The sequence below is a fragment of the Paenibacillus sp. FSL R7-0128 genome, assembly GCF_038002245.1.
In the GTDB taxonomy this organism is placed as follows: Bacteria; Bacillota; Bacilli; order Paenibacillales; family Paenibacillaceae; genus Paenibacillus_AQ; species Paenibacillus_AQ silagei.
In genome coordinates, this window is the sequence record NZ_JBBOCD010000001.1 from 6239535 (window position 1) to 6262484 (window position 22950).

Below are 22950 nucleotides of genomic sequence, written 5' to 3' on the forward strand. Positions count from 1 at the left end.
ATCCGCGGCTTGCAGACTATAATTCTGGAAGCCGGCATGTGCGCATACGCCCTCCGGAAAGCTGCGGCTTTCCCTGTTTGTACAAATATACGGCGGCACCATCCGGTAGCCATAAGGGGGACAGTCCATGAATATCAGCCAGCTCGAAACATTGATCACCATCTCCAAAACCATGAGCTTCCGCAAGGCGGGCGAGCTGCTCAACCTGACGCAGCCGGCGGTCTCGGCCCAGATCAAAAGCCTGGAGGAAGAGTTCAAAACGCAGCTTGTTGACCGGAACCAGCCGGTGACGCTGACGGACAGGGGCAAGGTCTTCCTCGCCCACGCGGAACAGATTGTCGGAATCGTAGATGAGCTTAAGCAGCGCCTTGCCGATCTCGAAGAGAATCCCCAAGGGCATATTATTCTCGGTACGACCACCTCCATCGCCATCCAGATTCTCCCCCGGGTGCTCTCCTACTTCCAGGATCAGTTCCCTCATATCAAAACCTCGATCTCATCCATGTCCTCCTCCCAGATCTACCAGCAAGTCGAGAACGGGATTGTGGATGTCGGCATCGGCTATCTGATCGGCCGCAATCCGGGAATGACGACCTCGGTCCTGTATTATGATACTTTTGAACTGGTGGTTTCGCCCCGCCATCCGCTGGCCCAGGTCAAAACAGCCGGGATCGAGGCACTGGGCACCATCCCGCTCATCCTGCTCTCACCGGATACGGTCGGCCGGAAATTTGTCGATGAGGTACTGGCGAGGCACGGCATTCAGCCGCTGGTGATTATGGAGCTGACCAGCAGTGAGGAAGTGAAGCGGATGGTCGAGCTTGATCTGGGAGCGGCGGTCATCTCCAAGCAGTCTGTCACTGCCGAGGTCAGAAGCGGAACCCTGCGGATCGTCCCGATCATCGAGCTTGAGGTTACCCATCCTGTAGGTGTCATTACCAAGTCGGGCAAGTATGTCAACTCTGCGATGAGACAGTTCCTGAGCGACCTTAAGGGAATGCCCGAGACCCAGTTCATCGGCTCAGAGTAACCTGCACCCTATTTCGCCATATTGGCCTAAGGAGATGTTCCCATTATGAAGTTCGACCTGCATACCCATCATTTCCGCTGCGGCCATGCTGACGGCACGATCCGGGATTATATTGAAGCCGCAATAGCGGCGGGGCTGGATGTCATCGGTATTTCCGATCATTCGCCTTACTTCGGAAGCCCGTCCGAGCAGGCTTTTCCGCGCATTGCTATGGCCAAGTCCGAGCTGGTCCACTATGTAGAGGAAGTATTGTCGCTGCAAAAAGAATACGAAGGCCGCATTGATGTCCTGCTCGGTATGGAATCCGACTTTTTCCCGGAGCATGCGGAGCTGTACCGCAAGACCTACGCCGCATACCCGTTCGATTATATAATCGGCTCCGTGCATCATGTTGAGGAGATCAGTATCTTCAACCAGGGCCGCTGGAAGGGGCTTGACCCCGCGCAGAGGCTTGCCTCCAAAAGCGAGTACTACCGGCTGATTGCCGAATCCGCACGCAGCGGCATCTTCCAGATTCTCGGCCATATCGATGCCATGAAGGGGAACTATCCGCCGTTCTCCGAGATCGCTGCCCCCAAGGAGATTGACGAAGCCTTGCGCGTAATAGGCGAATGCGGCCCGGCCATCGAGATCAACACCTCTGGCGGCACCAAGCTGTGCGGCGGCTGGTACCCTTCCGATGAGATTCTGGAGCGGGCCCTGCACTTCGGCGTGGAGGTCAGCTTCGGCTCCGATGCCCATCTCCCTGCCCGCGTTGCCGACCAGCGCAATCAGGTGGCTGCACGGCTGAAGGAGATTGGATTCGAATACTGGGTCTATTACAAGCGGCGCGAGAAGGTTAAGGTCGCGTTGTAGGCAGTAAGTGGGCGGGAATTCTCCGCGTACAACCAGCACCGCGCAAACAGGCAGCGTAACGGGACACTCCCCGTCACGCTGCCTGCTGCTGTGGTGCTTTTTTGCGCTGTACACCTAATACTGTGCTTATTCCTTATTCAGATTCTCACAGGTGAAGCCCTGCTGCTTCAGGGTACGCTGCGAGTCCCCATACTGCGGATTCAGAGCGTAGAAGCGGGCAATCATACTGGTCCAGCTCCGCTCCGTCAGCCCCTGGGACTTGAGCAGCTCCCGGTGAGTCTCATTATATTCTTCGATCAAGTGTTGCTGATCCGGGTTATAGACCTCTTCATGGTACACAGCTGCTATAGGCAGGCGTGAACCCTTCGGCTGTTCTCCCGCCGGATAGCCGATGCAGAGGCCGACCACCGGGAATACATACTCTGGCAGCTGCAAAAGTTCAATCACCCCTGCCGTGTTACGGCGTACGCCCCCAATCGGGATAATCCCCAGCCCGAGCGACTCGGCGGCAGCTACTGCGTTCGATAGTGCAATGCCGACATCCGTAGCCCCAACGAGCAGCGCGTCTATATCCGCAGCTGTTTCAAACGGCTGGCCTTCCAGTTCTGCCGCAAGCTTGGCCCGGTGAAAGTCCATGCAGAACACCAGGAATACCGGTGCTTCCGCCACATGCTTCTGGTTACCGCTCAGCGCCGACAGCTGCTGCCTGCGTTCCTCGCTGCGTACCGCAATCATCGATACTTGCTGGCCATTCACCCACGACGGTGCCGCCTGGGCTGCCTCAATAATCGTCTTCAGCTTCCAAGGCTCTACCGCCTGCCCGCTGTAGTTACGGAATGAACGGTGGTTCATAAGTAATTTAATCACATCATTCAAAGGTTCATTTCCTCCCCCATCTATACTTGTCCATGTACCATCTACACTATCATAGCCCAATCCCCTCGGAGACTGCCAGCACACAATGTTTATACGTAAGGGCAGAGGTTACTTATTCAGGAGAACTATGCTCCCCATTCAGCCATTTAGCCAACTATCTACGAATTCAGGGGCACTAATGCTCCTCATTCAGCCATTTAGCCGACTATCTACGAATTCAGGGGCACTTGTGCTCCTCATTCGCTCGTTCAGCCAACTATCTACGAATTCAGGGGCACTAATGCCCCTCATTCAGCATTCCAGCCAACTATCTGCGAATTCAGGGGCACTAATGCCCCTCATTCAGCATTCCAGCCAACTATCTACGAATTCAGGGGCACTAATGCCCCTCATTCAGCATTCCAGCCAACTATCTACGAATTCAGGGGCACTAATGCCCCTCATTCGGCCACTTAGCCCACTTCCGGCCGATCCCAAGGGATTTATCCCTCTAATCGGGAGCCCAGCCCCGCACACGCCCAAAAAAAATGGACCCGAATCATCGGGTCCCAACAGCAGTTATATTTTCAAAAGGGGGTCATGTACTTAGTTTAACCGCTGACTGTTAGAGTTTGATAACGGCATTATTTCAATTGTGTAACAATGTGAAGACCTTTGTTACATTATTGGAAACGGAGCGGACGCAACATGACGGACTATATAATAGAGGATTTTGATTGTGATGAAGAGGATCAAGGCCGATTTATCTGCTTGGTGGACTGGCTCGGGGTAACCCTTAAAACTATCCGGGTTGATGATGTTGACGATGCTGGCCGGGAGCTGCATAGCCGCCGTGACATCCGTCTGGAAGATATCTATACGCTGCTTGGCATCCCTGAGAGCCAATGGAAAGAGATGCCCCGGGGAATGAATGGTTACAGTCGGCAAATGGCTTGTGGCGATATCAAAATCCTGTTCGCCGGGAATGCCGATATGGGTTATCACCTGTTAATGTCTGGTCAAGGGTGCCGACAGTATGAAACGTTTTGGTCGCAATCTTGGGAAACCTTGTTCCGGCAGCTTTGGGAAGCCGAAGCGAATTTCTCCCGGCTTGATCTGGCGATTGACGATATCAGGTATCACGATGATCCCCCCTACTTCACCGTGCCGGACCTGATCGACCGGGCCGACCGGAATCTATGCCGGAGCAAGTGGCGCGGTGGTCGTGTGATCCGAAACATCAAATTAGGTGACGGCAGCAGCAAGGGACATACGTTTTACCTCGGCAGTAACAAGTCTGATGTCCAATTGCGAATCTACGAAAAGGACTTCGAACGCCTGGAAGCAGATCAAGACTTAGCCGAAGGGCTTACCGCATGGAACCGTGTAGAGTTCCAGCTCGCTGATCTCCGGGCCTTGAAGACCGTGGAACATATTTTGCAGGGCATTCCTGCCGGGGAAATCATATTCGGCCTTTTAAGCAATTATGTGAATTTCGTTGATAACAACGGCGATAGTAATAAGTCCCGTTGGCCTGTCTCTGAATTTTGGTCAGAGTTTATAGCCGATGCCCAGAAGCTCAGGCTTTCCGTCAAAGCACCGGATAAGACGATACCTCAAAAGATGTCATGGGTGCAGACGCAGGTGCAAGCCACTTTCGCGGAAATCTGGATCGCCCTCGGGAGTCCCGGTCAGGATCATTTCGTTGAACTTATCAACGGCGGTCTGGATAAAATGACTGAAGCCCAATGGCAACGGGCCGAACAGTTCCTCGTCATGCAGTCGAAGCTGGATGAAACCCTTATAGATCAAAAAGAAGTCCGGTATGCCGAGTACATTGCTCGACAAAACGAACTGTCCGAAGAACTAAGAAACGGCCTTGCGAATGACTATTTAGACAAAATTAAAGAGGATGCGTCAACATCCTCTAAAGACCTAGATGCTTTCTAGGTACAAAACCCCAATTTGTGATAAAAATTGCTTGGCAAACATACCCACATAGGTTATGATTGAATCAATTAAATAACGGGACAAGTTGCTGCGATCTTGGCGGACTTCAGCAACCGTCCCTTGAGGCATCCTGATGTTAGCTCAGGGTGTCTCCGTAATTTCATTATACTTATTCGTGCGTGCAAAAACATCAGAACGCACGTTCGTATACATTAGTCCGCCATTCGGCGGGCTTTTTTTATGCAGTTTTTATTCACCGAAATGCATAAGTATACAAAGTGGCAACCCACTTGCCATACAGGATTTTATGCACTCCATACAGCGAAGAAAAATTGTGACAACTTTGTGAACAACGGGTTAACCCGGTTCAATATAAAATTTTAACAAAGTGAGGTTGGTAAATGTGAATAGTCCATTTGTTTGGAATGGTCTTGTTGTAAAGGAAGTTCGTAACGTCCCTCGTCCCGGAAAAAGTGATTTGGTATTTATTGACTTGATTGATCCGGCAACCTATGAAACTTCGGGGCAATTCATGTATATGCCGGAGAACCGTAATGAGGTTGCTCCTCGGCAGGGAGACAGAGTTAATGTGTACACCAAACCCAGCAATTACCAAGGAAGAGCAAGCATTACGTTTGCATCAATTGTCCCTGCTGCGGCAGGTGCAGGCGCTAAGGCAGTTTAGGAAATCTCTTGATGGGATGAAGCAGACTCTAGATTCCATGAAGGGAGGTGACAAATATGACAAGTGGCATTCCAGCGGTAACACTGACGTATTCCCTGGCTGATGTTGCAACAGGCGTAACTAACTGGTTCAGCGGTTACTGGTTGATGACAGCATTCGCTATTGCAATTCCGTTGACGTTCTTCATCATTCAACAGATCAAGGGCGTATTCATGAACTAATGAAAAAGTAGAGAGGGCGTTCTGTTATGTCGAGTGTAGTGTTCAATGCTGATCCGGGCAATTTCGCAGCGGCCCCCGCCCCTGTCGTCTATGACATTAAGAATGATGTCGTATCCGCATTGTCGGAATATTACAAGTCACATATAGAAGGCTCTCTCCAAATTTTTCATAGTTTGACGCTCGGCGAGATCGTCATTGCAATCTTGCTGGCTGCAATACTGATGGTTATTACAATGAAATGGATATGGGAGTCGGTGCGTTATGGATGAATTGCTGTACAACTATTCGTATCTCGGTCTTCCAGCCGTTGTACTGATCCTTGGTGTTATGGTGGCTCGGTTCGCGGGGGTGATTCGCGGTGCGTGAATTGATCTTCGGATCGTTTCTTGTAATCTTTAACACGCCGGGAGTAGCACTGGCCTTAACGATGTTCGTTACTTTTATCGCCTGTGTAATTTCTTGCCTCTACATTTTGTCACAATGGGGGCGGTACAGTTGAGCTTTAGCTTGGACATTGCAAGCATACTGCAATATTCTTACAACCTTTTTGGATCGTTCAGCCCTTTGGTATATCTGTACGCCGGATCGGCCTTAGCGATTTTCATAATATTCACCGTTATTGACCGTGTGCGCGGCAGTAAGTCATAAATGTCAGCCAGTACTCGTTACTGGCTATTTCTTTTTTAGGTAGGTGATTGAATGGATCGTATGCCTGTATGGAGTGACAGCAGTTTTTCCATGGGCGATTTGTTTAGCAACACGGGTCACAACTGGGATACCCTCACACCTGTCATATCTGTGCTTTTTGGAGTCATGTTCGGAGCTTGGCTGCTTCGCATGATTATCAAACGGACTCGGGGTGATGATGATTGAAGCGTTATAAGCATGGGGTAGCTGGTCTGTTGATGTTTTTGGCTCTGGTCCTCCCTGTCACTCCGGTGTTTGCAGATATCACGTGGAATCCGGTTATGGAGGGGTATGACATGACGGAGGATGAATACTTCGCAGAAGCTGCGGAAGGGGAATCCGGCACATTCAGTTTTACTGGAGGGAAATTTGTTAATCCGCAGAATGCTTATTTTTATGTTGCAGGTATTTATACTACAAGCTTACCATTCGCATCAACCTTTAGTGTTGACGTAACCTTTAGTGATGGGTTTACGCGCAACATTATTTTCAATAGTAGTAAGTATGCGCAGATAACCGTTGCTGACTTTAAGGATCATCCCAGTAAGGCCATAACTCTCAAACTTAATTCGGATGGCAAAAAAGCACATAAGGTATATATGAACGGATATGGCCTTAAGGATTATGACGGCCCGGGTCCTACAGCCGCACCGACAACCAAGCCGACATCTGCACCAACTCCAGCACCAACGGTTAAGCCGACCGTAAAACCGACTAGCACTACAACCCCAAAGCCAAGTTCCGGCACATCAACTCCGGGGCCGAGTGCAAGCCCGTCCGATCCGGGCGGTGGTGATCCCGGTGGCGGTGATCCGGGCGGCGGTGATGATGGCGGGAATTGTTTATGTGAAGATCTTTGCGAGATTATGCCGGGAATCTTGGCTGGCTTCGGGGATCAGTTGGACGGTATTGCTGGATCGCTGGCTCCACTGCATCATGATTTAGCTATCGTGCAGGATCAACTATTTGGAGTACGGGACGACTTGAACGGCATCAACGGACAGTTGCAGCAAATTAACAGCAATACGGCACCTTTGCATGATGATCTTAATGACATCAAGGCACTGACCGGAGAGCTAATCCGGCAGGTCACGCCGATTCAAAATTACTACCCACCGTCTCCGGTTGTTGTGCCGAATTATTATAAACCGCCTGATGTGGCTGCAAGTCCTTATGTGGATAACGGGCAGTATTTTAGCGACAACGGGGATGCGGCTGCACCGGATGCCATGCCCGCCGCGCCTGAGCCTAAAAACTGGCAGGTTAACGGTCAGGTGATCAACCAAGATGCCGAAATGGTCCCGGCCCCCAAACAGAGTCAAGCACCATTACAGTCCCAGGCTCCAGCACAAACGCAATCACCGTTACAGACTCAGGCTCCGGTGCAAAGTCAGGCTCCAGTACAGACACAGAGTCCTATACAGAACCAAGCGCCCGTACAGTCCCAGTCTCCGGTGCAGAGTCAAGCGCCTTTACAGAGTCAGGCTCCGGTGCAAAGTCAGACTCCACATTTGATTAAGGATAAGGAATTGGAAGTAGACCGGACGGAATATCCGTTGCGGTGGGAATCGGGAGAGTTTCCGTGAGGAAGGGTGTGAAAATTTGAAAAAGGTATTACTGATCATTGCTTTGCTGTTTGCGGCGTTGCCTGTGAAAGAATCTTTTGCGGCCGAGGAACTGACAGCAATATACCTTGACTTTGGCAGTACTTATTCTGTCGCATCGTATGTAATTACAGGATCTGTGGTAGTTGAAAAAGCCTTTTATTACAAAGGTAACGGGACTTTAACAGCAGATTCTTTTTCTGCTATGCCTCCCGGTATAGCGGTTGATGGGATTAGGTTTAATCGTGGTACTACGGCTGAGCCAATTAGATACATTAAACTGATGGTGACTAGTGGCGGTGTTACTAGTTTTAAGGGTTATTCTGACATCAATTTGAGCGGTAGTGTTTATACTGGGAAGTCTGTACTATCTTACGATCCAATAATTGGACCTACAGCAACTCCAAAGCCAACAGCTACGCCGACGCCAACACCAGCAGGACTATTAAAAGGTAAGCAAATGATAGTATCTGCAGACATAAGAGGGGCAATGAACTCGACTACAACTAATGTAACGGATGGTAACGCATTAACCTTATTTACAATGGGGTACTCGGGATCAGCATTCGACACGATTTATTATGACTTCCATACTGCATACAATATAACAAGTTACCAACTGGCCTCCTCTAAGGATAATCTCCGAGTGTTGTTCTTACACAGCGACAATACCCGTACGACAATAACACCAACATCTACAAATGTAACAACAACTGTATCTGTAAACGATGTTGTAGCAGTTGGTGTTGTTGTGTTTAGTGGAACTGACAATCCAACGGTTAATGAATTTGATGTTTGGGGGAGTGTGCCACCACCACCACCAACCCCAACTCCGACTCCCACAAACACAGATTCAGCCTTATTCGTAATCAATAACTTGGACAAAACCATTGATTCCTTTTCTTCTCTATCTTTAAAATGGTCACCCGTGAATTCGGTGTACCTGAAAAATTATAGAATCTATCAAGATAACGTCCTGATCGGGACCGTGAACACAAACACTATTGCGATTTCAGGTCTTGTTGCTGGACAAACCTCTGTTTTCAAAGTTTCAGCCGTTGATACCTTTGATAAGGAATTTGCTCCCTCCACCCTGTCTTACACGGTGCCGATCCCGGACGTCACTCCTCCAGGGATACCCAAAAACATCAAAGTCGTGCCGGATCGATATAATGCTTCAATGTCTTGGGACGCGCCGCCTGATTCTGATTTACTTGGGTATTATGTTTATCTGGATGGCGACCGAGTGAATGCTTCGCCGCAGCTTACGAATAGTTTTTTACTCTCTGGGTTGCAAGTGGACACCGAATATGAAATTGCTGTTGTTGCTGTCGATGTGTCCGGCAACATTTCCGAAAAGTCTCCACCCGTGAAGTTCAGGACCTTAACTCTCCAGACGGCCCCGGCCATGCCGAGCAACTTTACCGGATACGCTTTTTATAAGGGCGCTAACCTATCGTGGCTCCCTGTCTCATCGGCTGCGGAGTACGCCGTTTACATGGACGATGTTAAGTTATTCACTACTGTCAACACCTACGTGAAGGTGAACAATCTAGTTAACGGCAAGGATTACCGTTTTCAGGTATCCGCCATTAATGATATTGGAGAGTCTGACCTATCGGACGTTTTGTTAATCCATCCGAAAGATCAGAGCGTGGTTGACGTTAACATTGGTTACAGCCTGAAAGATATTTCAGATAGCACGGCTTCTATGTTCGGCGCTAACTGGCCTTTGGTCGCTTTTGCTATCAGTATTCCCCTGTCGTTCATCGTCGCTTTAGGTGTCAAACGAATCTTCGTCGGTTAGGAGGAAGCCGCATGAATATGACTGAGTTGATGCTTGGATTACAGACGATAATCACGGCATTTCAGCATCCAATATTTCTATCGTTTTGCATACTACTAATGTTCTCTTTGATCTTTGGCATTAAACGGCTATTCCTTGAATGACATTCGTTCATAGTCTCCTGAGTTTCCTGTCCGGGGCTTTTAACTGGTTAGGTGATGCATTCGGCAAGTTGTTTCAATTGCTTTCTGTGCCGTTCGGGTGGCTTCTATGGCTCTTTGATGGCATATGGTACTTCCTGTTCTCTCTGTTTAAAATTGTGGTCGCCGTCTTGCATATCTTCGTTTCACTCTTTCAATTCCTGGGGGCGATCATACTCGGCTTCCTTCGGACGATTAAGGGGTTTCTGTTCATTGATTTTAATCAAACCCCTGTTCATTATCCATCGTCCAGTTTTACCGGACTTAAGCTTGTGGCGGATTTTTTGCAGCCGATTGGCTTCATGACTGTGTTTCCGATGGTGCTACTTGCAGTGCTATGGCTACTGTTTGTGCTTCGGGTGTTTGCTCTCCTGGGGGACGGTGATGTCGATGCGTAACTTCATTGATACGCTATTTGGCCCCGTTATTAACTGGCTGAATCAAATTTCAGGTCAACTTAGTAATCTGAGTGTCCCGGCTGCGCGGCCCTTGAATCTCTCCAGATACTTCGGCTACTTCGCTTGGCTCGGGCCGCAATGGACAACCTTCATTACAACAACCTGCGTTTTAGCCTTTACGTATTTAATTATTTATCTCATTCGTACGCAGTCCGGTCTATTTATAAGATTCAAAGACTTTGTGAAGTGGTGGTGAGCTGATGATAATCCAGAAGAATTTACTTGTTAGATTATTGATTGCAACGCTTGTAGCTTATATAGCCGTGATCTCGTTGCCCCTGACATATGTCTCTGTGCATTACGGATTTTTCGTTTTGGTTGGTGTGACGGCCACATTAGTAATGCTGTATATGCTTCAAGAGGATCAGCAGAGGTCGGGTGATAAGCATGACCGTGTTTAAGACATTCTTTGAACTCTCCAGCGCGGTGGGGTTCGGCTTACTGTTTTGCTTGGTTATCCCCACTCTACTGATTTACCGCAAGTTGAAGTAATTGTTAACGGAGTCCATGCAGCTGCGCGCCGATCGGGATCTGATCTGAAGGTGTTTTGTTAACAGATTGGAACCAGGTTTTGACCGGCTGCGGGATGTTTTGTTAACAGGAATTCATCCTGGCGAGCTGCTGAAGCAATCAAATTGTTAACAAAGGTGAGTGTTATCTATGGGTGTTAAAAAAGACAAAGCTATTATTTTTCACGAGGAAGGTCAAACCTGCGAAATCGTAAATGTCGAGGAAGTGTCTAATGAGTCTATCGCAACTCCGCGCGGCATGTATCCCTTGGTGAACTGCACTAAGCATTTGGACATTAGGAACGGGAATTTACTCTATATGGTCTCAGCAGCCCTCCCGGCTCGTGTGGAAGCTGAAAAATTAATGACCCTGCGCCGAAGTGTTGCTCTTAAACGGATGTTTGAGTTCCAGATTAAAAAGAAGATGGATATCAGTGCTATGGCCCCTTGGATTATTGTCGTGCTGCTGATTCTATTCAAATAGGAGGAAATCCCTTGGAAAACACACAACCGTTCACGCTGGAACATCAGGATTTACAGGAAGCCGAGGATTTAATGCAGCATGTGGAGGATATGAGACATGTCCCTGTTCAGGAGTTCATGATTTCCGAATTGTTGCAGGTCAATGATGATAACGAAATGATGCAAGTGCTTGATTTCATGAAGCAGAATGCGGTTCCTCTCTCGTCTGATCAGGTTGCCGGGGCCTATCTGCTGGCTGATGCCGGAATAACAGATATCTTCCCCTTCATCAATGCTAGTCGGAAGCTCATGACCCCAATGGAGCGCGTGTACAAGATGGTGGACAAGCTGACTCTCGCGGATCGCATTCGTGGCAATGCCAAATTATCAAATTTGCTTAAGGCTAACGCTAATCCGGCTAACTCGATGCCGACTGTAAAGGAGACGCTTAAATAATGTATCTTATGGGATTCGATGCGGCTATGGGAGAAGGTAAGACCTTGGGCATGTCCCTTATTGCACAGCATTACCGTCAGCGATCAGGGTGCACCTTGTATAGCAATTACGGGCTTGCTAACAGTAAGGTCTTCACAACCTTTCAGCAGTTTTTGGATGTTGCAGCACAGCCCTCCAGCATTATTTGTCTGGACGAGATTCACAATGATTTGGATAGCCGCAGCAGCAATACCAACGTCAATAAATACCTGTCTCATATGATTTACTATTTGCGCAAGATCAGAGCGACTATTATGTTTGCAAGTCCAGACATTATGAGTATTGATATCCGGGTGCGTAACATCATTAACGTTTACTGTCGTGTTCGTAAGGATCGTCAACGGTTTCACTATAAAATGTGGGACATGCAATCTTCCAAATATTTACGGACGATTGCGGTTGATCAGCAAAAGGTATTCGCCATTGCGAAACAGATTTATGACGATAAACGGATGGTCCTTCCGATGGAGTTTCCAGAGAAAAAGGAAGAGTACCTAGAGATTATTCACATGCTTAAAAATATCAGTGACAATTTTTATGAGGTACGGGCAGCAATGGAAGTAGCGGGGGCGTAGCCCCCGAGGAGGCCATTGCTTTCTGATAGAGAGGAGAAATTTACAGTGTCTATGTCTAAGGTGGAAAAACGGAAAGTGTCGAAGAACTTGAAGGGCATGGTTAATGCTTCGGTCCAATGCGGTGATCTCCTGAAATATATTCAGAATGAAGTACCTTTAACTGAGGAGATGAAACAGGCTTTTGTGAATGTGATACAGCACAATCAGAATATGATTGCCTTTTTGAATGTCCTGGAACAACAGTTGCAAAAAGAATAGCCTACCGGATCGGCAGGCTACAGGCTGGCTTGATTTATGATTTTGTCAATTTCTTCTTTGATCTCTTTGTGTTCTGCCAGTGTTAAGGACTTACTGCGGTTGGCGTAAAACTTGTAGAGGTAAGCAATCACTTCACTCTCATTTTTTAGTTCCAATTCTGCTTTTAGGTCCTTAACAATGTTTTTTATAGGTGTGTACACCTGCATAGATTTAAAGGTCATTACATATCCCTCCCTATTAGCTATAGATTTTATCAAATTTCTATAGAAAACACAACATAAACTATAGATTATCTATAGAAAAGGTGCTATAATATACATATAGGTTAGTTAAATCTACAGAAAGATGGTGGTTTTATGTCGATGGATTTGATAAAGGTTGGTGATAATGGTCAGTTGGAATTTGATTTTGAATCTCTGGAAGCTATGACTTCGGCTGAATTTGTGGCTGCTGTTAAAAAAGCGATTCCTGTAGGTCATTCTATTTTCAAAAGTCGAATTCTTCAAAACACTAATTTTATAAGTCTGTTTTTTCTTACTAGTTTTAATGGTGAAGAAGGTGGTCGGTATGCTTATTCCTGTGCTTATCACAATTACACTTCTTATCCTTTTTATTCCGTTGATAAAATGACCGTTGTTGAAATTGGATTGTTGCAAGAATTTATTAAAGGTTAACAAATCACCTGCAGCAGCCGCGACGTCCAGGAGTGCATTGTTAACAAAAACGATGCCCGGACCCGCGGATCTCAGCTTATATTGTTAACACAAATTCAAATCCGGATCTTCTGCAGGAAGTTCCTGCAGCAAAAATTGTTAACAGGAGTGGATTACATATGTCGTCTGTATCAGGCAGTACGCAGATCAGAATTGATTCAGGTGTGAAGCTGGAGCTTGAATCTTATCGGGATACTGTTCGGATGGTCAAAACGCATAGTGAAGCTATCGAAAAATTACTGTCTTACCATAAATTATCGGAACGTGAAAAAGCCGAAAACGCAAAAACCGCCGATGCTGAGAAAAAACGCCGTGGGCTGGAGGATATCACCTTGGGCCGGGATCGCAAGGAACTGCTTATCGTCTTTAAGGAAAGGTACGGTATGCCGGACCTCAATTCTATGTTGGATGTGATGATTCGCCATTTTGAAAAAGCCGAAGCTCTAAGCATGGATACAGTACATTTGCTGCTCTCTCTGCGTAAATAGATTTTTGTTAACGAAGTTGGTGGAGCTGCGCGCCGATCTGCTCTTGGCCACGGCTCTACTTGTTAACAGAATTAGGTGCCGGCTTTTGACCAGGCCTCACTTTTTGTTAACAAAAATGTGTTGACGTTGCAGTCTGACCCCTGCCATTCCCTTTTTCCCTCTGACGATCTGTCAGGACGAGGAAGGTCAAACCTTTTAAGGAGTGGTTTCTTTTGTTTACTAATGCTTGGTTCGAAAACCTTTTTGCGACTTACGGTGTTTTGATTACTTTGATTCTTTTTCTGGTTTTGATTCTTGTTGCTTCTGTGGCGATTTTTTTAGAAGGGAGATGACAGGATGATCTGTCCACGTTGCAAGATTGAGATGCATCACATTGATTTCCCGAAGCAGAAACATACCCATTTAGGCTCAAACGGAAGGCCTCTGCCGGACGCTGTAGAGCGTTGCCCTCGATGCCTTACAGATATCCCTTCCCGCCGTAGAGTCGCCCCTATCCCGGCTCCTAAGCCTGTCCAGCCGCAGCCGGAGCAGTTAATGCTTTTTAGCCCTACGGTTGGGGGTTTGCAGTAATGCACTTAAAATTCTCTGGAGCGCCGACAGGTGCTCTGGAACCCCCGTATAGTAACACGGGGGTTCTAAATACATACTCTGTCCCTAAACCCCGTCAAATCAAGGTTTTCAACTAATCATGCTTTTGAATCTATCTACTGAGCGTCTTTGCACTTTTAGTAGTTTTGGAGTGACTTACATAATGATAACGGAGCAGCCCAAAGAACGGAAAATTGTAGATCGCTCGTCCAATCGCGTGATGCAGCCTATTCGAGACTTAGAAGTTTTGGAAGAATTCAAACGGCAGCTCAAAGCCTGGGATTGGCGCAACTGGATGATGTTTGTATTTGGTATCAATACTGGGCTGAGAATTAGCGATATTCTGCCCCTGAAGGTTAAGGACGTTAAAGGTGAATATGTGAACCTACGTGAAAAGAAAACCGGGAAACTTAGACGCATCCTGATTAACTCGGAGTTGCGTGCTGATCTCAATTCCTACCTCGAATATTTTGATTGGCTCGGACCGGATGATTACCTTTTTGAAAGCCAGAAAGGTGGTCGCCCTATTAGTACCGTACAGGCTTATCGTATACTGCGGCTTATAGCCGATGTAATGGGACTGGAGTCCATCGGGACACATACCATGCGTAAGACGTTCGGCTATCACTTTTATAAGCGCACAAAGGATATAGCGACTTTACAGACCATCATGAATCATAGCTCGGCCCGGGTGACTATGCGTTATATCGGCATCATACAGGACACTATAGACGACTATATGAGGGATTTCAAATTGTGAGAGGAGGTGAAAAATTTGATAAATGCACAAACGGTAGAGCAGTTTTATATCTTAAGATGGCTGGAAACAAGAATTGTGCCGGAGTTATTTGAAATCACATTAGTTGATAGGTATACCGTTAGGATAAAGGATGCCGAAGGCAAATATGCTCGTGCTACTTATGTTGAGAAGGACAATATCGTTTTGAGCGAAGAGAAATAGAAACCGGACGAGGAAGGGGGTGACCTATGGAACCTAGTGTTACACCTGTGTTAGTTCAGGCAATGAGTATTGTTAAGCCTGCCTTATCTTTAATCATACCTTTGGCAATTCTTCCGTTGTTATTGACATTGGGTTATAGGATCACGAAACAGTTTATGTATGCTGCGGGTTATGACGATTATCCGAGCACTGGAGCTAAGAAGTCGAAACCGGAACCCGAAGAAGACATTTACTTCGATGTACGAAAGGATGGCTATTGGGTAAAGTCTGCGGACGGGTCGAAGACGTTTGTCAGTAAGGACGAGCTTTATCCGAATGATGTGGATCGTATTGATCTGACTAAGAAAGGGTGAAATTGTTAACAAAATCGCGGCTGCCGGTTCAAGCCAGGGCGAGTTTTTGTTAACAGGAATCACCTTCAGGAGATCCAGATCAGCACGGGGCTGCTCCGATATTGTTAACAAGAAAGGATTGTTTATATGGATGAATCTGATTTCGAAGAGTTTTTAGAAGCCATTATCGGAAATGCCGATATCGAACCTCTGCTGCTCTGCTGCTTTGAAACATTGCTTGCAGAAGAACGTATCCCCGTAGAAGATCGAATCAGCCAATTATCCCTCATGATTAAGGTGTTGAAACGGAAGAATCCCCGCATTAATCAAGCCCGTTTACGGCTCGTGTATTAATTTGAAGACTTTCATTACGTCGCCCGAGCCGTCCGCCATCGGCAGGGTCCGCTCCAGGGTCAGGCCGTTCCTCAGCATGACCTGAGCGGACCGGTAATTATCCCCACGGCAGCGCCCCTCGACCTTCCTCAGGCCGAGTTCCCTGAAACCGTAGGCCAGCAGCAATCCCAGTGCCTCGGTTGCATACCCGCGACCCCACCATAACGGATTCAGCATATAGCCCAGCACCGCCTGGCCCTCCTGCCGGTTCCAGTTCTGCAGGGAGACTGAACCGATCAGCTCCGGCTGGCCTAACATATAGATTCCTGCATGCAGCGCGCCGGGATCATAGCCGTGCAGCATCCGGTTCACCAGCTTATCCAGCACACCCTGCCGGGAAGTCGATCCATGGCGCAGCTGAATATGCGGCTGCACCTCAGGGTGGGAGAGCAGCGACTTCAGCAGCGCTCCGTCGCCGGACGCCATATTCTTCAGTTCTACCTTAGAACCTTGCAGTGACATCCCCATGATCATCTCATAAGTGCTCATGAACTTCTCCCTCTTCTTCTCCCGCCTATCGCGTCCCTCTCTTGCAGTCCGGCTACCCCCGGCGCAGAGTCAGCACGGTAAGCTCCGGGCGGCACAGGAAGCGCAGCGGCATCAATGTCTCGCCGAAACCCCTGTTCACATACACTGGCATGGCCTTATTCTCTGTATAATACAAGCCGTCTATGTATTTCTGAGATCCGTAGGGCGTGAACGGCGCGCCGACCAGCGGCAGGCGAATCTGACCGCCGTGGCTATGCCCCGAGAGCTGAAGGTGAAACGGGTACGCTTCCGCCACATCGGCGTAATCCGGCTCATGCATCAGCAGCACCGTGAAGATGCCGTCAGGAATATCCCGGATGGCTGCCTCCGGGTCCGGCTTGCCGTGCAGCATGTCATCCAGTCCTGCTACGGCAATCGTCGCTCCGCCTTGCTTGATCAGATAAGACTCGTTCCGCAGGACGCGGAATCCGGCCTCCGTCAGCAGACGGGTCAGCAACTCCGTATTCTTGTAATCATGATTCCCGAGGATGGCATACTTCCCAAGCGGAGCCTGTAGCTCTGCCAGCAGGGGGACTGAGTCGGTCAGATCCTCGGCATAGCTGTCTACGATATCCCCGGTGAAGCAGATCAGATCCGGCTGCTCTTCCTTGATATGCTTCGTCAGCCGGGCCAGATCCTTCGCATCCTTGTTGAAGCCCAGATGCACATCGCTGAAATGGACCAGCCGGGTCCCGGCGAACGCGGACGGCAGCTCCGCAAGCGGCAGCTCCCGGCGGGTCACCTCTAACCAGTTCGGCTCCCCCTGCCAGGCATAGCCGCCGGCGAGGAGACCCGCCCCTACCACCGCTCCTGCTCCCCGGGCCAGGAACTGGCGGCGGGTCATCTTGCGGCCGCTTCGGCCTTCCGGCTTCGGGGGGCCTGTTCCCGCGCCATCGGCAGCAGCAGGAACTGTACGCTCGGGAGAGCCTCCGAACGATTTTTTCATAGGGAGATTCTCCTCTCTGTCTTGAATTCTAATCGGGTTATTGCCGATCCGCTACGGCTTCATCCACTTTGTCATCAATATCTACTTCAATGGCCGCCTCAATCTCTTCCTCCGTGGTATTTACCCCAAGAATCTTGCGGAACAAGCCCAGCATGGACAGCGCATAGGCGACCGTAATGAAGCTGAAGCAGATCTGCATAACTACAACCAGCCTTGAGGTATTGTCTATGGGAGCTATATCTCCGTAACCGACGGTCGTAAAAGTAGCCACGCTGAAATAGAGGAACGTAATCAACTGGCTAAGCAGATCCTGGCCCAAGCCTTCTCCCTGGAACGAGGACTGTCCAAACAGCTTATATATCGATGTATATACGACTGTAAAAAAAAGAATGCAGGTGAACGCAGCGATGCTGATCCGGACCAGCGTCTGCTGCATTCTGACTTCCTTATTGTTGGAATCCCTGATTTCATGGAAAATAAACAGAATATAAAACAGGACTGAGGCCAGGACAAAAAACAGAATCAGTCCGCGCAGTCCCCGGTTGCCGGGCACAATCGTCCCCAGATCGATCAGGTTCAGCAGATCCTCCACCGAGATCAGCGCATAGATCAGAATAGGAGCAAGCAACACGCCTCTGCCCATCCAGTTCAGCTTCAACCGGGCAAACCTCACTACCAGGAATACAATGACAATGATATTAAAAGCCCAGATCCACCATGCCATGGCTTTTACGCTCCTGTTCTATGCTCCCGGCTTCCCGCCGGGAAGGTCCTTATCCGGTCCGCTTATGACTCTGATCCGGCATTCTTCCTCAGGAGCCTCGCGGTAGGCAAGGGCAATACCCTTAGCCTGAATGTCCTTGCGGCTGACCCGCCGCTGCTTGAAGCTCACTTCAACCTCCTGTGTGAACGGGAACGGGGTCAGGGTCAGCGTAGCACTGTCCTGCCACTCCGCCTCAATGGCACGGCCGGAGGTGAAGCTGAACTCCTCACTGCCGGAGAAGCCGTCTGCGAACCAGGGGTGCTTCTCGGATTCGGCGCTGCCCGGCCTACTAAGCGCCAGGAACAGCGACAGATCATCGCAGAATTGCAGCAGTCTGGCGTCATAATACAGCTCGCCTTCTTCAAGCGGTTTGCTCTGCTCCAGCGCCCGGTGGATACGGGCACGTCGGTCCGCTTCATCCTCCAGATATTGCGTCAGCTCCGGGCATTCCTCACCCGACACCTCAATCAGCCGTTCAAAATGCGAGCTGCACAGCAGCGCCCCGTATGGCGTCTCCGCTTCCACCTCATCGATTCCCCGTCTATAAAAGGTCAGCTTCGGCACAACCGGGAAATCGAGGAAGCTGTAAGGCAGCCCCTCCGCATCATTCCAGAACGGTGTCTCATCCAGATCAATCCAGCCCCGGTCATGGTTACTTACTGCCCACAGTACCTCAGCCCGGCGGCCTTCCGCGGGCGTATGCTCTTCCTTGAACCACTTAGCAAATTCTCCAGCCAGCAGACCGTGCTCATGCTGCTTCGTCATTACAAGCGTTCCATCCTGTTCACGGCAAATCACAGTCATTCCTCCCCGTTATCCGCTGTCAGACGGTTATCTTCAGCTATGTAGATTATAACATATTCACCTATATTTATCGGAACCTGTGGACGTATGGCTATTCTATGCAGCTACAGGCTTCTCATTACAGGCTGTCTACACATGTACCCTTTTTCCAGCCGGCCAGAAACATCCTTGACCTGTTACTATGCCAGACGCAGCCAAACAGGCCACCCAGGATTGACACCTGAATGGCCTGCTACAATTCTGATTATAGAGAAATGGGCTACATTGCCTCAGACACCCAGCCAGCGCTTGAACATATGCTTCGTCGTCTGCTTGTTGATCTCGGCAATGGAGGTCGTGAGCGGAATGCCCTTCGGGCAGGCCCGCACACAGTTCTGCGAGTTGCCGCAGCCGTCGATCCCGCCGTCTTCCATGAGCGCATCCAGGCGCTCTTCAGCGTTCATCTCACCTGTCGGGTGAGCGTTGAACAGCCGCACCTGCGAGATGGCTGCCGGCCCGATGAAATCGGTCTTCTCGTTGACATTCGGGCAGGCCTCCAGGCAGACGCCGCAGGTCATGCATTTGGACAGCTCATAGGCCCACTGGCGCTTCTTCTCCGGCATGCGCGGTCCCGGACCGAGATCATACGTGCCGTCAATCGGAATCCAGGCCTTGACCCGCTTCAGGGCATTGAACATCCGGCTGCGGTCAATCACCAGGTCGCGGACGACCGGGAAGGTCTTCATCGGCTCAATGCGCACCGGCTGCTCCAGATTGTCGATGAGCGCTGCGCAGGCCTGACGGGGTTTGCCGTTGATGACCATGGAGCAGGCGCCGCAGACCTCCTCCAGACAGTTGGATTCCCAGCATACAGGAACTGTATTATCGCCTTTCGCGTTCACCGGATTACGCTGAATCTCCATCAGCGCGCTGATCACGTTCATCCCCGGACGGTAGGCAAGCTCGAACTCCTCCGTATAGGGGCTGGTCTCCGGTTCATCCTGGCGGGTAATAATAAATTTCACATTTTTGGGAGCTGCTGCTGTTTCCGCCATGTCAGTTACCTCCTAGAAAGTTTGGTTAGTCTAACCTGTCAGTCCTTCGAGTAATCCCGTACGCGCGGAGGAATCAGCGATACATCGACTTCCTCGTAGGAGATCTGCGGACCGTCTGCTGTCCAAGCGGCTTTGGTGGTCTTGAGGAATTCCTCATCATTGCGCGTCGGGAATTCCGGCTTGTAATGTGCGCCCCGGCTCTCATTGCGCAGGAGGGCTCCAAGCGTCATCGCCTCCGATAGCTCCAGCATGTTCCACAGCTGGCGGGTGAAGGCCACGCCCTGGTTGCTCCAGCGCGAAGTGTCGCTCATATTGATATTCTTGTAGCGTTCCTTCAGTTCTTTGATTTTGCCGATGGTCGCTTCCAGCTTCTTGTTCTCACGCACCACGGTCATGTTCGCCGTCATCCATTCGCCAAGCTCCTTATGGATCACGTAAGCATTCTCTGTACCAGTCATCCCCAGGAGAGACTCATATTTATCGGTCTGCGTCTTGTGGAAGCTATCGAACACCGTCGAGGAGATATCCTGCACTGATTTCTTAAGGCCCTTGATGTATTCCACAGCCTTCGGACCAGAGACCATCCCGCCATAAATGGCAGAGACCAGGGAATTCGCGCCCAGACGGTTGGCCCCGTGGTATTGATATTCACATTCCCCTGCCGCGAACAAGCCGGGAATATTCGTCATTTGATTATAGTCGACCCACATGCCGCCCATCGAATAATGCACAGCCGGGAAGATTTTCATCGGAATCTTGCGGGGATCATCCCCCATGAACTTCTCGTAGATCTCAATAATGCCGCCCAGCTTGACGTCAAGCTCCTTCGGGTCCTTATGCGACAGATCCAGGTAGACCATGTTCTCGCCGTTAATGCCCAGCCCCTGATCCACACACACATTGAAAATCTCACGGGTAGCAATATCGCGCGGCACCAGGTTACCGTACGAAGGATATTTCTCTTCAAGGAAGTACCACGGTTTACCGTCCTTATAGGTCCAGATCCGTCCGCCTTCACCGCGCGCCGATTCCGACATGAGCCGCAGCTTGTCATCGCCGGGAATCGCCGTCGGGTGAATCTGAATAAATTCCCCGTTCGCATAATGCACACCCTGTTGATACACGGCGCTTGCGGCGGTTCCTGTGTTGATGACCGAATTCGTGGTTTTGCCGAAAATAATTCCCGGACCGCCGCTGGCCAGAATGACCGCGTCCGCCGGGAAGGTCTGAATCTCCATCGTCTTCAGATTCTGGGCGCTGATGCCGCGGCAGACCCGCTCATCATCCAGAATCACCGAGAGGAATTCCCAGTTCTCGCTCTTGGTCACCAAGCCTTCCGCTTCCCAGCGGCGCACCTGCTCATCCAGCGCATACAATAGCTGCTGGCCGGTAGTCGCCCCGGCAAAGGCTGTGCGGTGGCGCTTCGTTCCGCCGAACCGGCGGAAGTCGAGCAGCCCCTCTGGGGTACGGTTGAACATTACGCCCATCCGGTCCATCAGGTGAATAATGCCCGGTGCCGCTTCGCACATGGCCTTCACCGGAGGCTGGTTGGCCAGGAAGTCGCCGCCGTAGACGGTATCGTCGAAATGCTCCCAGGGCGAGTCGCCCTCGCCCTTGGTATTCACGGCGCCATTGATGCCGCCTTGAGCGCAGACGGAATGTGATCTTTTGACAGGGACCAGTGAGAATAGATGTACATGCGCGCCGGATTCAGCGGCCTTAATGGTAGCCATCAGGCCGGCCAGACCGCCGCCCACGATGATGATATCGGCTGATGCCATGATTGTTCCCCTCCTACAAGTTAATAGTTCTCTCTTCTATTACTAAATAAAGCTGCGCAGCGACTGCATCGCCACGGCTGCCGTTTGGAATTCATCGTTACGGAAGGTAACCAGCGACAGGACGAACATGAAAGTAACGATAACGAAAATACCTAGGCAAAGTACGGACGATACTCTCTGCGAACGCGGCCCCACCGTGATTCCCCAGCTGATCAGGAACGACCATAGACCGTTGGAGAAGTGGAAGCAGGCAGCCACGATTCCGACAATATAGAGAGTCATCAGCAGCGGCTGGGTCACAATGTTATGCATCACTCCGCCAAGCTGATCATGCTCCACCTTGCCGAGCGCTACCTGGACGCGGGTGTCCCACAGATGCCAGACAATGAAGATGAAGGTGACGACTCCGGTAATCCGCTGCAGCGTATAACGCCAGTTGCGCTCAAGATTGTAGCGGTTCAGGTTCGGCTTCGACTGGTACGCGATGTACAGGCCGTAGACTCCATGGTACAGCAGCGGCAGCCAGATGCCGAACAATTCCAGGAAGAAGACAAGCGGCAGGCTGTTCAGCCACAGCACACTGTCTGTAAAGCCAGAAGCGCCACCCTCTACTGCTGCGAAGTTCGTCAGCATGTGCTCAAGGAAGAATGCCCCGAGCGGGATAACGCCGAGCAAGGAATGAATCTTTCTGGAATAAAATCCTCTCATGCAAAGTGTCCCCTTTCCATATAAAACAGCGTTTTCACAAGTCTTTTTAAAGAGCATACACCGCCGGGAGTACAGTTGAAACAGGGCAGCGGCAGGCTTGATTTACCGGCTAATAGTCTGTTTGCACCACTATCCATTGTTTTCCCGGACTTTGCTGAATAATTCACAATATGTGAATATCCTGTGTCACTTTTCATGTTACTCTTTTTTCGCTTATAAGGGAATTGCAATCTAATTATTAATCGTTATACTATAATTGCATAAGAATATTTTTAATATGA

General features: G+C 49.7%; 28 protein-coding genes. 19 read left to right on the forward strand and 9 right to left on the reverse strand.

Annotated elements, in window-relative coordinates; genetic code table 11:
- Nucleotides 1-127 precede the first annotated feature (127 nt).
- Both NST26_RS26340 and NST26_RS26345 read left to right on the forward strand, forming a co-directional pair.
- Nucleotides 128-1030, forward strand: coding sequence for a LysR family transcriptional regulator (locus NST26_RS26340; protein WP_036701586.1), 903 nt, complete (start codon nt 128-130; stop codon nt 1028-1030).
- Between the two features lie 45 nt (nt 1031-1075).
- Nucleotides 1076-1885 carry a histidinol-phosphatase gene (locus tag NST26_RS26345; protein WP_339311423.1) on the forward strand — a complete coding sequence of 270 codons (810 nt, stop codon included), beginning with the start codon at nt 1076-1078 and terminating at the stop codon, nt 1883-1885.
- A 126-nt stretch (nt 1886-2011) separates the two neighbouring features.
- On the opposite strand, the gene NST26_RS26350 is transcribed toward NST26_RS26345, so the two are convergent.
- Nucleotides 2012-2752 carry an NADPH-dependent oxidoreductase gene (locus NST26_RS26350; RefSeq protein WP_340980874.1) on the reverse strand — a complete coding sequence of 247 codons (741 nt, stop codon included), beginning with the start codon at nt 2750-2752 and terminating at the stop codon, nt 2012-2014.
- A 696-nt stretch (nt 2753-3448) separates the two neighbouring features.
- On the opposite strand from NST26_RS26350, the gene NST26_RS26355 reads away from it, so the two are divergent.
- The 11 genes from NST26_RS26355 to NST26_RS26405 all read left to right on the forward strand — a co-directional run bounded on the left by NST26_RS26355 (nt 3449) and on the right by NST26_RS26405 (nt 12630).
- Complete coding sequence (locus tag NST26_RS26355) at nt 3449-4690, forward strand: replication initiation factor domain-containing protein (RefSeq protein WP_340980210.1); 1242 nt, start codon at nt 3449-3451, stop codon at nt 4688-4690.
- A gap of 403 nt (nt 4691-5093) precedes the next feature.
- Nucleotides 5094-5375, forward strand: a complete 282-nt coding sequence (locus NST26_RS26360) for a hypothetical protein (protein WP_340980211.1) — start codon at nt 5094-5096, stop codon at nt 5373-5375.
- 56 nt (nt 5376-5431) lie between these two features.
- Nucleotides 5432-5596, forward strand: coding sequence for a hypothetical protein (locus tag NST26_RS26365; protein WP_340980212.1), 165 nt, complete (start codon nt 5432-5434; stop codon nt 5594-5596).
- Nucleotides 5597-5622: 26 nt separating this feature from the next.
- Entirely contained in the window at nt 5623-5865 is a 243-nt protein-coding gene (locus NST26_RS26370; RefSeq protein WP_340980214.1) for a hypothetical protein, read from the forward strand.
- A 600-nt stretch (nt 5866-6465) separates the two neighbouring features.
- Nucleotides 6466-7869, forward strand: a complete 1404-nt coding sequence (locus NST26_RS26375) for a hypothetical protein (protein WP_340980215.1) — start codon at nt 6466-6468, stop codon at nt 7867-7869.
- A gap of 16 nt (nt 7870-7885) precedes the next feature.
- Nucleotides 7886-9694 (forward strand): fibronectin type III domain-containing protein, encoded by a 1809-nt coding sequence (locus tag NST26_RS26380; RefSeq protein ID WP_340980216.1) that lies wholly within the window; start codon nt 7886-7888, stop codon nt 9692-9694.
- Between the two features lie 139 nt (nt 9695-9833).
- A complete protein-coding gene (locus NST26_RS26385; RefSeq protein WP_340980218.1) occupies nt 9834-10271 on the forward strand; it encodes a hypothetical protein in 438 nt (145 codons plus the stop codon).
- A 720-nt stretch (nt 10272-10991) separates the two neighbouring features.
- Entirely contained in the window at nt 10992-11324 is a 333-nt protein-coding gene (locus tag NST26_RS26390) for a hypothetical protein (protein ID WP_340980219.1), read from the forward strand.
- Between the two features lie 11 nt (nt 11325-11335).
- Nucleotides 11336-11758: a hypothetical protein gene (locus tag NST26_RS26395; RefSeq protein WP_340980220.1), complete on the forward strand. Its 423-nt coding sequence runs from the start codon at nt 11336-11338 to the stop codon at nt 11756-11758.
- A complete protein-coding gene (locus NST26_RS26400; RefSeq protein ID WP_340980221.1) occupies nt 11758-12372 on the forward strand; it encodes a zonular occludens toxin domain-containing protein in 615 nt (204 codons plus the stop codon). Before NST26_RS26395 ends, NST26_RS26400 begins: the two co-directional genes overlap by 1 nt.
- A gap of 45 nt (nt 12373-12417) precedes the next feature.
- Nucleotides 12418-12630, forward strand: a complete 213-nt coding sequence (locus tag NST26_RS26405) for a hypothetical protein (protein WP_340980222.1) — start codon at nt 12418-12420, stop codon at nt 12628-12630.
- 17 nt (nt 12631-12647) lie between these two features.
- Here NST26_RS26405 and NST26_RS26410 read toward each other — a convergent pair whose 3' ends face one another.
- A complete protein-coding gene (locus tag NST26_RS26410; RefSeq protein ID WP_340980223.1) occupies nt 12648-12851 on the reverse strand; it encodes a hypothetical protein in 204 nt (67 codons plus the stop codon).
- Nucleotides 12852-12992: 141 nt separating this feature from the next.
- On the opposite strand from NST26_RS26410, the gene NST26_RS26415 reads away from it, so the two are divergent.
- The 6 genes from NST26_RS26415 to NST26_RS26440 all read left to right on the forward strand — a co-directional run bounded on the left by NST26_RS26415 (nt 12993) and on the right by NST26_RS26440 (nt 16066).
- The gene (locus NST26_RS26415; protein ID WP_340980224.1) at nt 12993-13304 is read left to right on the forward strand and encodes a hypothetical protein; all 312 of its coding nucleotides are present in this window, start codon (nt 12993-12995) and stop codon (nt 13302-13304) included.
- Between the two features lie 158 nt (nt 13305-13462).
- Nucleotides 13463-13831, forward strand: a complete 369-nt coding sequence (locus NST26_RS26420) for a hypothetical protein (protein ID WP_340980225.1) — start codon at nt 13463-13465, stop codon at nt 13829-13831.
- Nucleotides 13832-14582: 751 nt separating this feature from the next.
- Entirely contained in the window at nt 14583-15179 is a 597-nt protein-coding gene (locus NST26_RS26425) for a site-specific integrase (RefSeq protein ID WP_340980227.1), read from the forward strand.
- 15 nt (nt 15180-15194) lie between these two features.
- A complete protein-coding gene (locus NST26_RS26430; protein WP_340980228.1) occupies nt 15195-15380 on the forward strand; it encodes a hypothetical protein in 186 nt (61 codons plus the stop codon).
- A gap of 26 nt (nt 15381-15406) precedes the next feature.
- The gene (locus tag NST26_RS26435; protein ID WP_340980229.1) at nt 15407-15733 is read left to right on the forward strand and encodes a hypothetical protein; all 327 of its coding nucleotides are present in this window, start codon (nt 15407-15409) and stop codon (nt 15731-15733) included.
- 126 nt (nt 15734-15859) lie between these two features.
- The gene (locus NST26_RS26440; protein ID WP_340980231.1) at nt 15860-16066 is read left to right on the forward strand and encodes a hypothetical protein; all 207 of its coding nucleotides are present in this window, start codon (nt 15860-15862) and stop codon (nt 16064-16066) included.
- Here NST26_RS26440 and NST26_RS26445 read toward each other — a convergent pair.
- From NST26_RS26445 to NST26_RS26475, 7 genes are all read right to left on the reverse strand, one after another.
- On the reverse strand, nt 16049-16594 hold the full coding sequence (locus NST26_RS26445; RefSeq protein ID WP_340980232.1) for a GNAT family N-acetyltransferase: 546 nt from the start codon (nt 16592-16594) through the stop codon (nt 16049-16051). The genes NST26_RS26440 and NST26_RS26445 overlap by 18 nt on opposite strands.
- Before the next feature lie 52 nt (nt 16595-16646).
- The gene (locus NST26_RS26450; RefSeq protein WP_076082256.1) at nt 16647-17579 is read right to left on the reverse strand and encodes a metallophosphoesterase; all 933 of its coding nucleotides are present in this window, start codon (nt 17577-17579) and stop codon (nt 16647-16649) included.
- Between the two features lie 37 nt (nt 17580-17616).
- Complete coding sequence (locus tag NST26_RS26455) at nt 17617-18303, reverse strand: ion channel (protein ID WP_340950454.1); 687 nt, start codon at nt 18301-18303, stop codon at nt 17617-17619.
- A gap of 18 nt (nt 18304-18321) precedes the next feature.
- Nucleotides 18322-19140 (reverse strand): DUF3891 family protein, encoded by an 819-nt coding sequence (locus NST26_RS26460; protein WP_340950453.1) that lies wholly within the window; start codon nt 19138-19140, stop codon nt 18322-18324.
- Between the two features lie 275 nt (nt 19141-19415).
- Nucleotides 19416-20180 (reverse strand): succinate dehydrogenase iron-sulfur subunit, encoded by a 765-nt coding sequence (gene sdhB / locus NST26_RS26465; RefSeq protein WP_036701591.1) that lies wholly within the window; start codon nt 20178-20180, stop codon nt 19416-19418.
- Between the two features lie 38 nt (nt 20181-20218).
- Entirely contained in the window at nt 20219-21961 is a 1743-nt protein-coding gene (gene sdhA / locus NST26_RS26470) for a succinate dehydrogenase flavoprotein subunit (protein WP_036701593.1), read from the reverse strand.
- 42 nt (nt 21962-22003) lie between these two features.
- Nucleotides 22004-22669 (reverse strand): succinate dehydrogenase cytochrome b558 subunit, encoded by a 666-nt coding sequence (locus tag NST26_RS26475; RefSeq protein WP_209875953.1) that lies wholly within the window; start codon nt 22667-22669, stop codon nt 22004-22006.
- Nucleotides 22670-22950 lie beyond the last annotated feature (281 nt).

What these genes read in the sequence shown, in the direction of transcription:
- NST26_RS26340 (WP_036701586.1), top strand. Translation starts at nt 128, where the DNA reads ATGAATATCAGCCAGCTCGAAACATTGATCACCATCTCCAAAACCATG.
- NST26_RS26445 (WP_340980232.1), bottom strand. Translation starts at nt 16,594, where the DNA reads ATGAGCACTTATGAGATGATCATGGGGATGTCACTGCAAGGTTCTAAG.
- NST26_RS26400 (WP_340980221.1), top strand. Translation starts at nt 11,758, where the DNA reads ATGTATCTTATGGGATTCGATGCGGCTATGGGAGAAGGTAAGACCTTG.
- NST26_RS26345 (WP_339311423.1), top strand. Translation starts at nt 1,076, where the DNA reads ATGAAGTTCGACCTGCATACCCATCATTTCCGCTGCGGCCATGCTGAC.
- NST26_RS26450 (WP_076082256.1), bottom strand. Translation starts at nt 17,579, where the DNA reads ATGAAAAAATCGTTCGGAGGCTCTCCCGAGCGTACAGTTCCTGCTGCT.
- NST26_RS26475 (WP_209875953.1), bottom strand. Translation starts at nt 22,669, where the DNA reads ATGAGAGGATTTTATTCCAGAAAGATTCATTCCTTGCTCGGCGTTATC.
- NST26_RS26425 (WP_340980227.1), top strand. Translation starts at nt 14,583, where the DNA reads ATGATAACGGAGCAGCCCAAAGAACGGAAAATTGTAGATCGCTCGTCC.
- NST26_RS26365 (WP_340980212.1), top strand. Translation starts at nt 5,432, where the DNA reads ATGACAAGTGGCATTCCAGCGGTAACACTGACGTATTCCCTGGCTGAT.
- NST26_RS26410 (WP_340980223.1), bottom strand. Translation starts at nt 12,851, where the DNA reads ATGACCTTTAAATCTATGCAGGTGTACACACCTATAAAAAACATTGTT.
- NST26_RS26455 (WP_340950454.1), bottom strand. Translation starts at nt 18,303, where the DNA reads ATGGCATGGTGGATCTGGGCTTTTAATATCATTGTCATTGTATTCCTG.
- NST26_RS26385 (WP_340980218.1), top strand. Translation starts at nt 9,834, where the DNA reads ATGACATTCGTTCATAGTCTCCTGAGTTTCCTGTCCGGGGCTTTTAAC.
- sdhA (WP_036701593.1), bottom strand. Translation starts at nt 21,961, where the DNA reads ATGGCATCAGCCGATATCATCATCGTGGGCGGCGGTCTGGCCGGCCTG.
- NST26_RS26355 (WP_340980210.1), top strand. Translation starts at nt 3,449, where the DNA reads ATGACGGACTATATAATAGAGGATTTTGATTGTGATGAAGAGGATCAA.
- NST26_RS26420 (WP_340980225.1), top strand. Translation starts at nt 13,463, where the DNA reads ATGTCGTCTGTATCAGGCAGTACGCAGATCAGAATTGATTCAGGTGTG.
- NST26_RS26370 (WP_340980214.1), top strand. Translation starts at nt 5,623, where the DNA reads ATGTCGAGTGTAGTGTTCAATGCTGATCCGGGCAATTTCGCAGCGGCC.
- NST26_RS26440 (WP_340980231.1), top strand. Translation starts at nt 15,860, where the DNA reads ATGGATGAATCTGATTTCGAAGAGTTTTTAGAAGCCATTATCGGAAAT.
- NST26_RS26390 (WP_340980219.1), top strand. Translation starts at nt 10,992, where the DNA reads ATGGGTGTTAAAAAAGACAAAGCTATTATTTTTCACGAGGAAGGTCAA.
- NST26_RS26415 (WP_340980224.1), top strand. Translation starts at nt 12,993, where the DNA reads ATGGATTTGATAAAGGTTGGTGATAATGGTCAGTTGGAATTTGATTTT.
- sdhB (WP_036701591.1), bottom strand. Translation starts at nt 20,180, where the DNA reads ATGGCGGAAACAGCAGCAGCTCCCAAAAATGTGAAATTTATTATTACC.
- NST26_RS26435 (WP_340980229.1), top strand. Translation starts at nt 15,407, where the DNA reads ATGGAACCTAGTGTTACACCTGTGTTAGTTCAGGCAATGAGTATTGTT.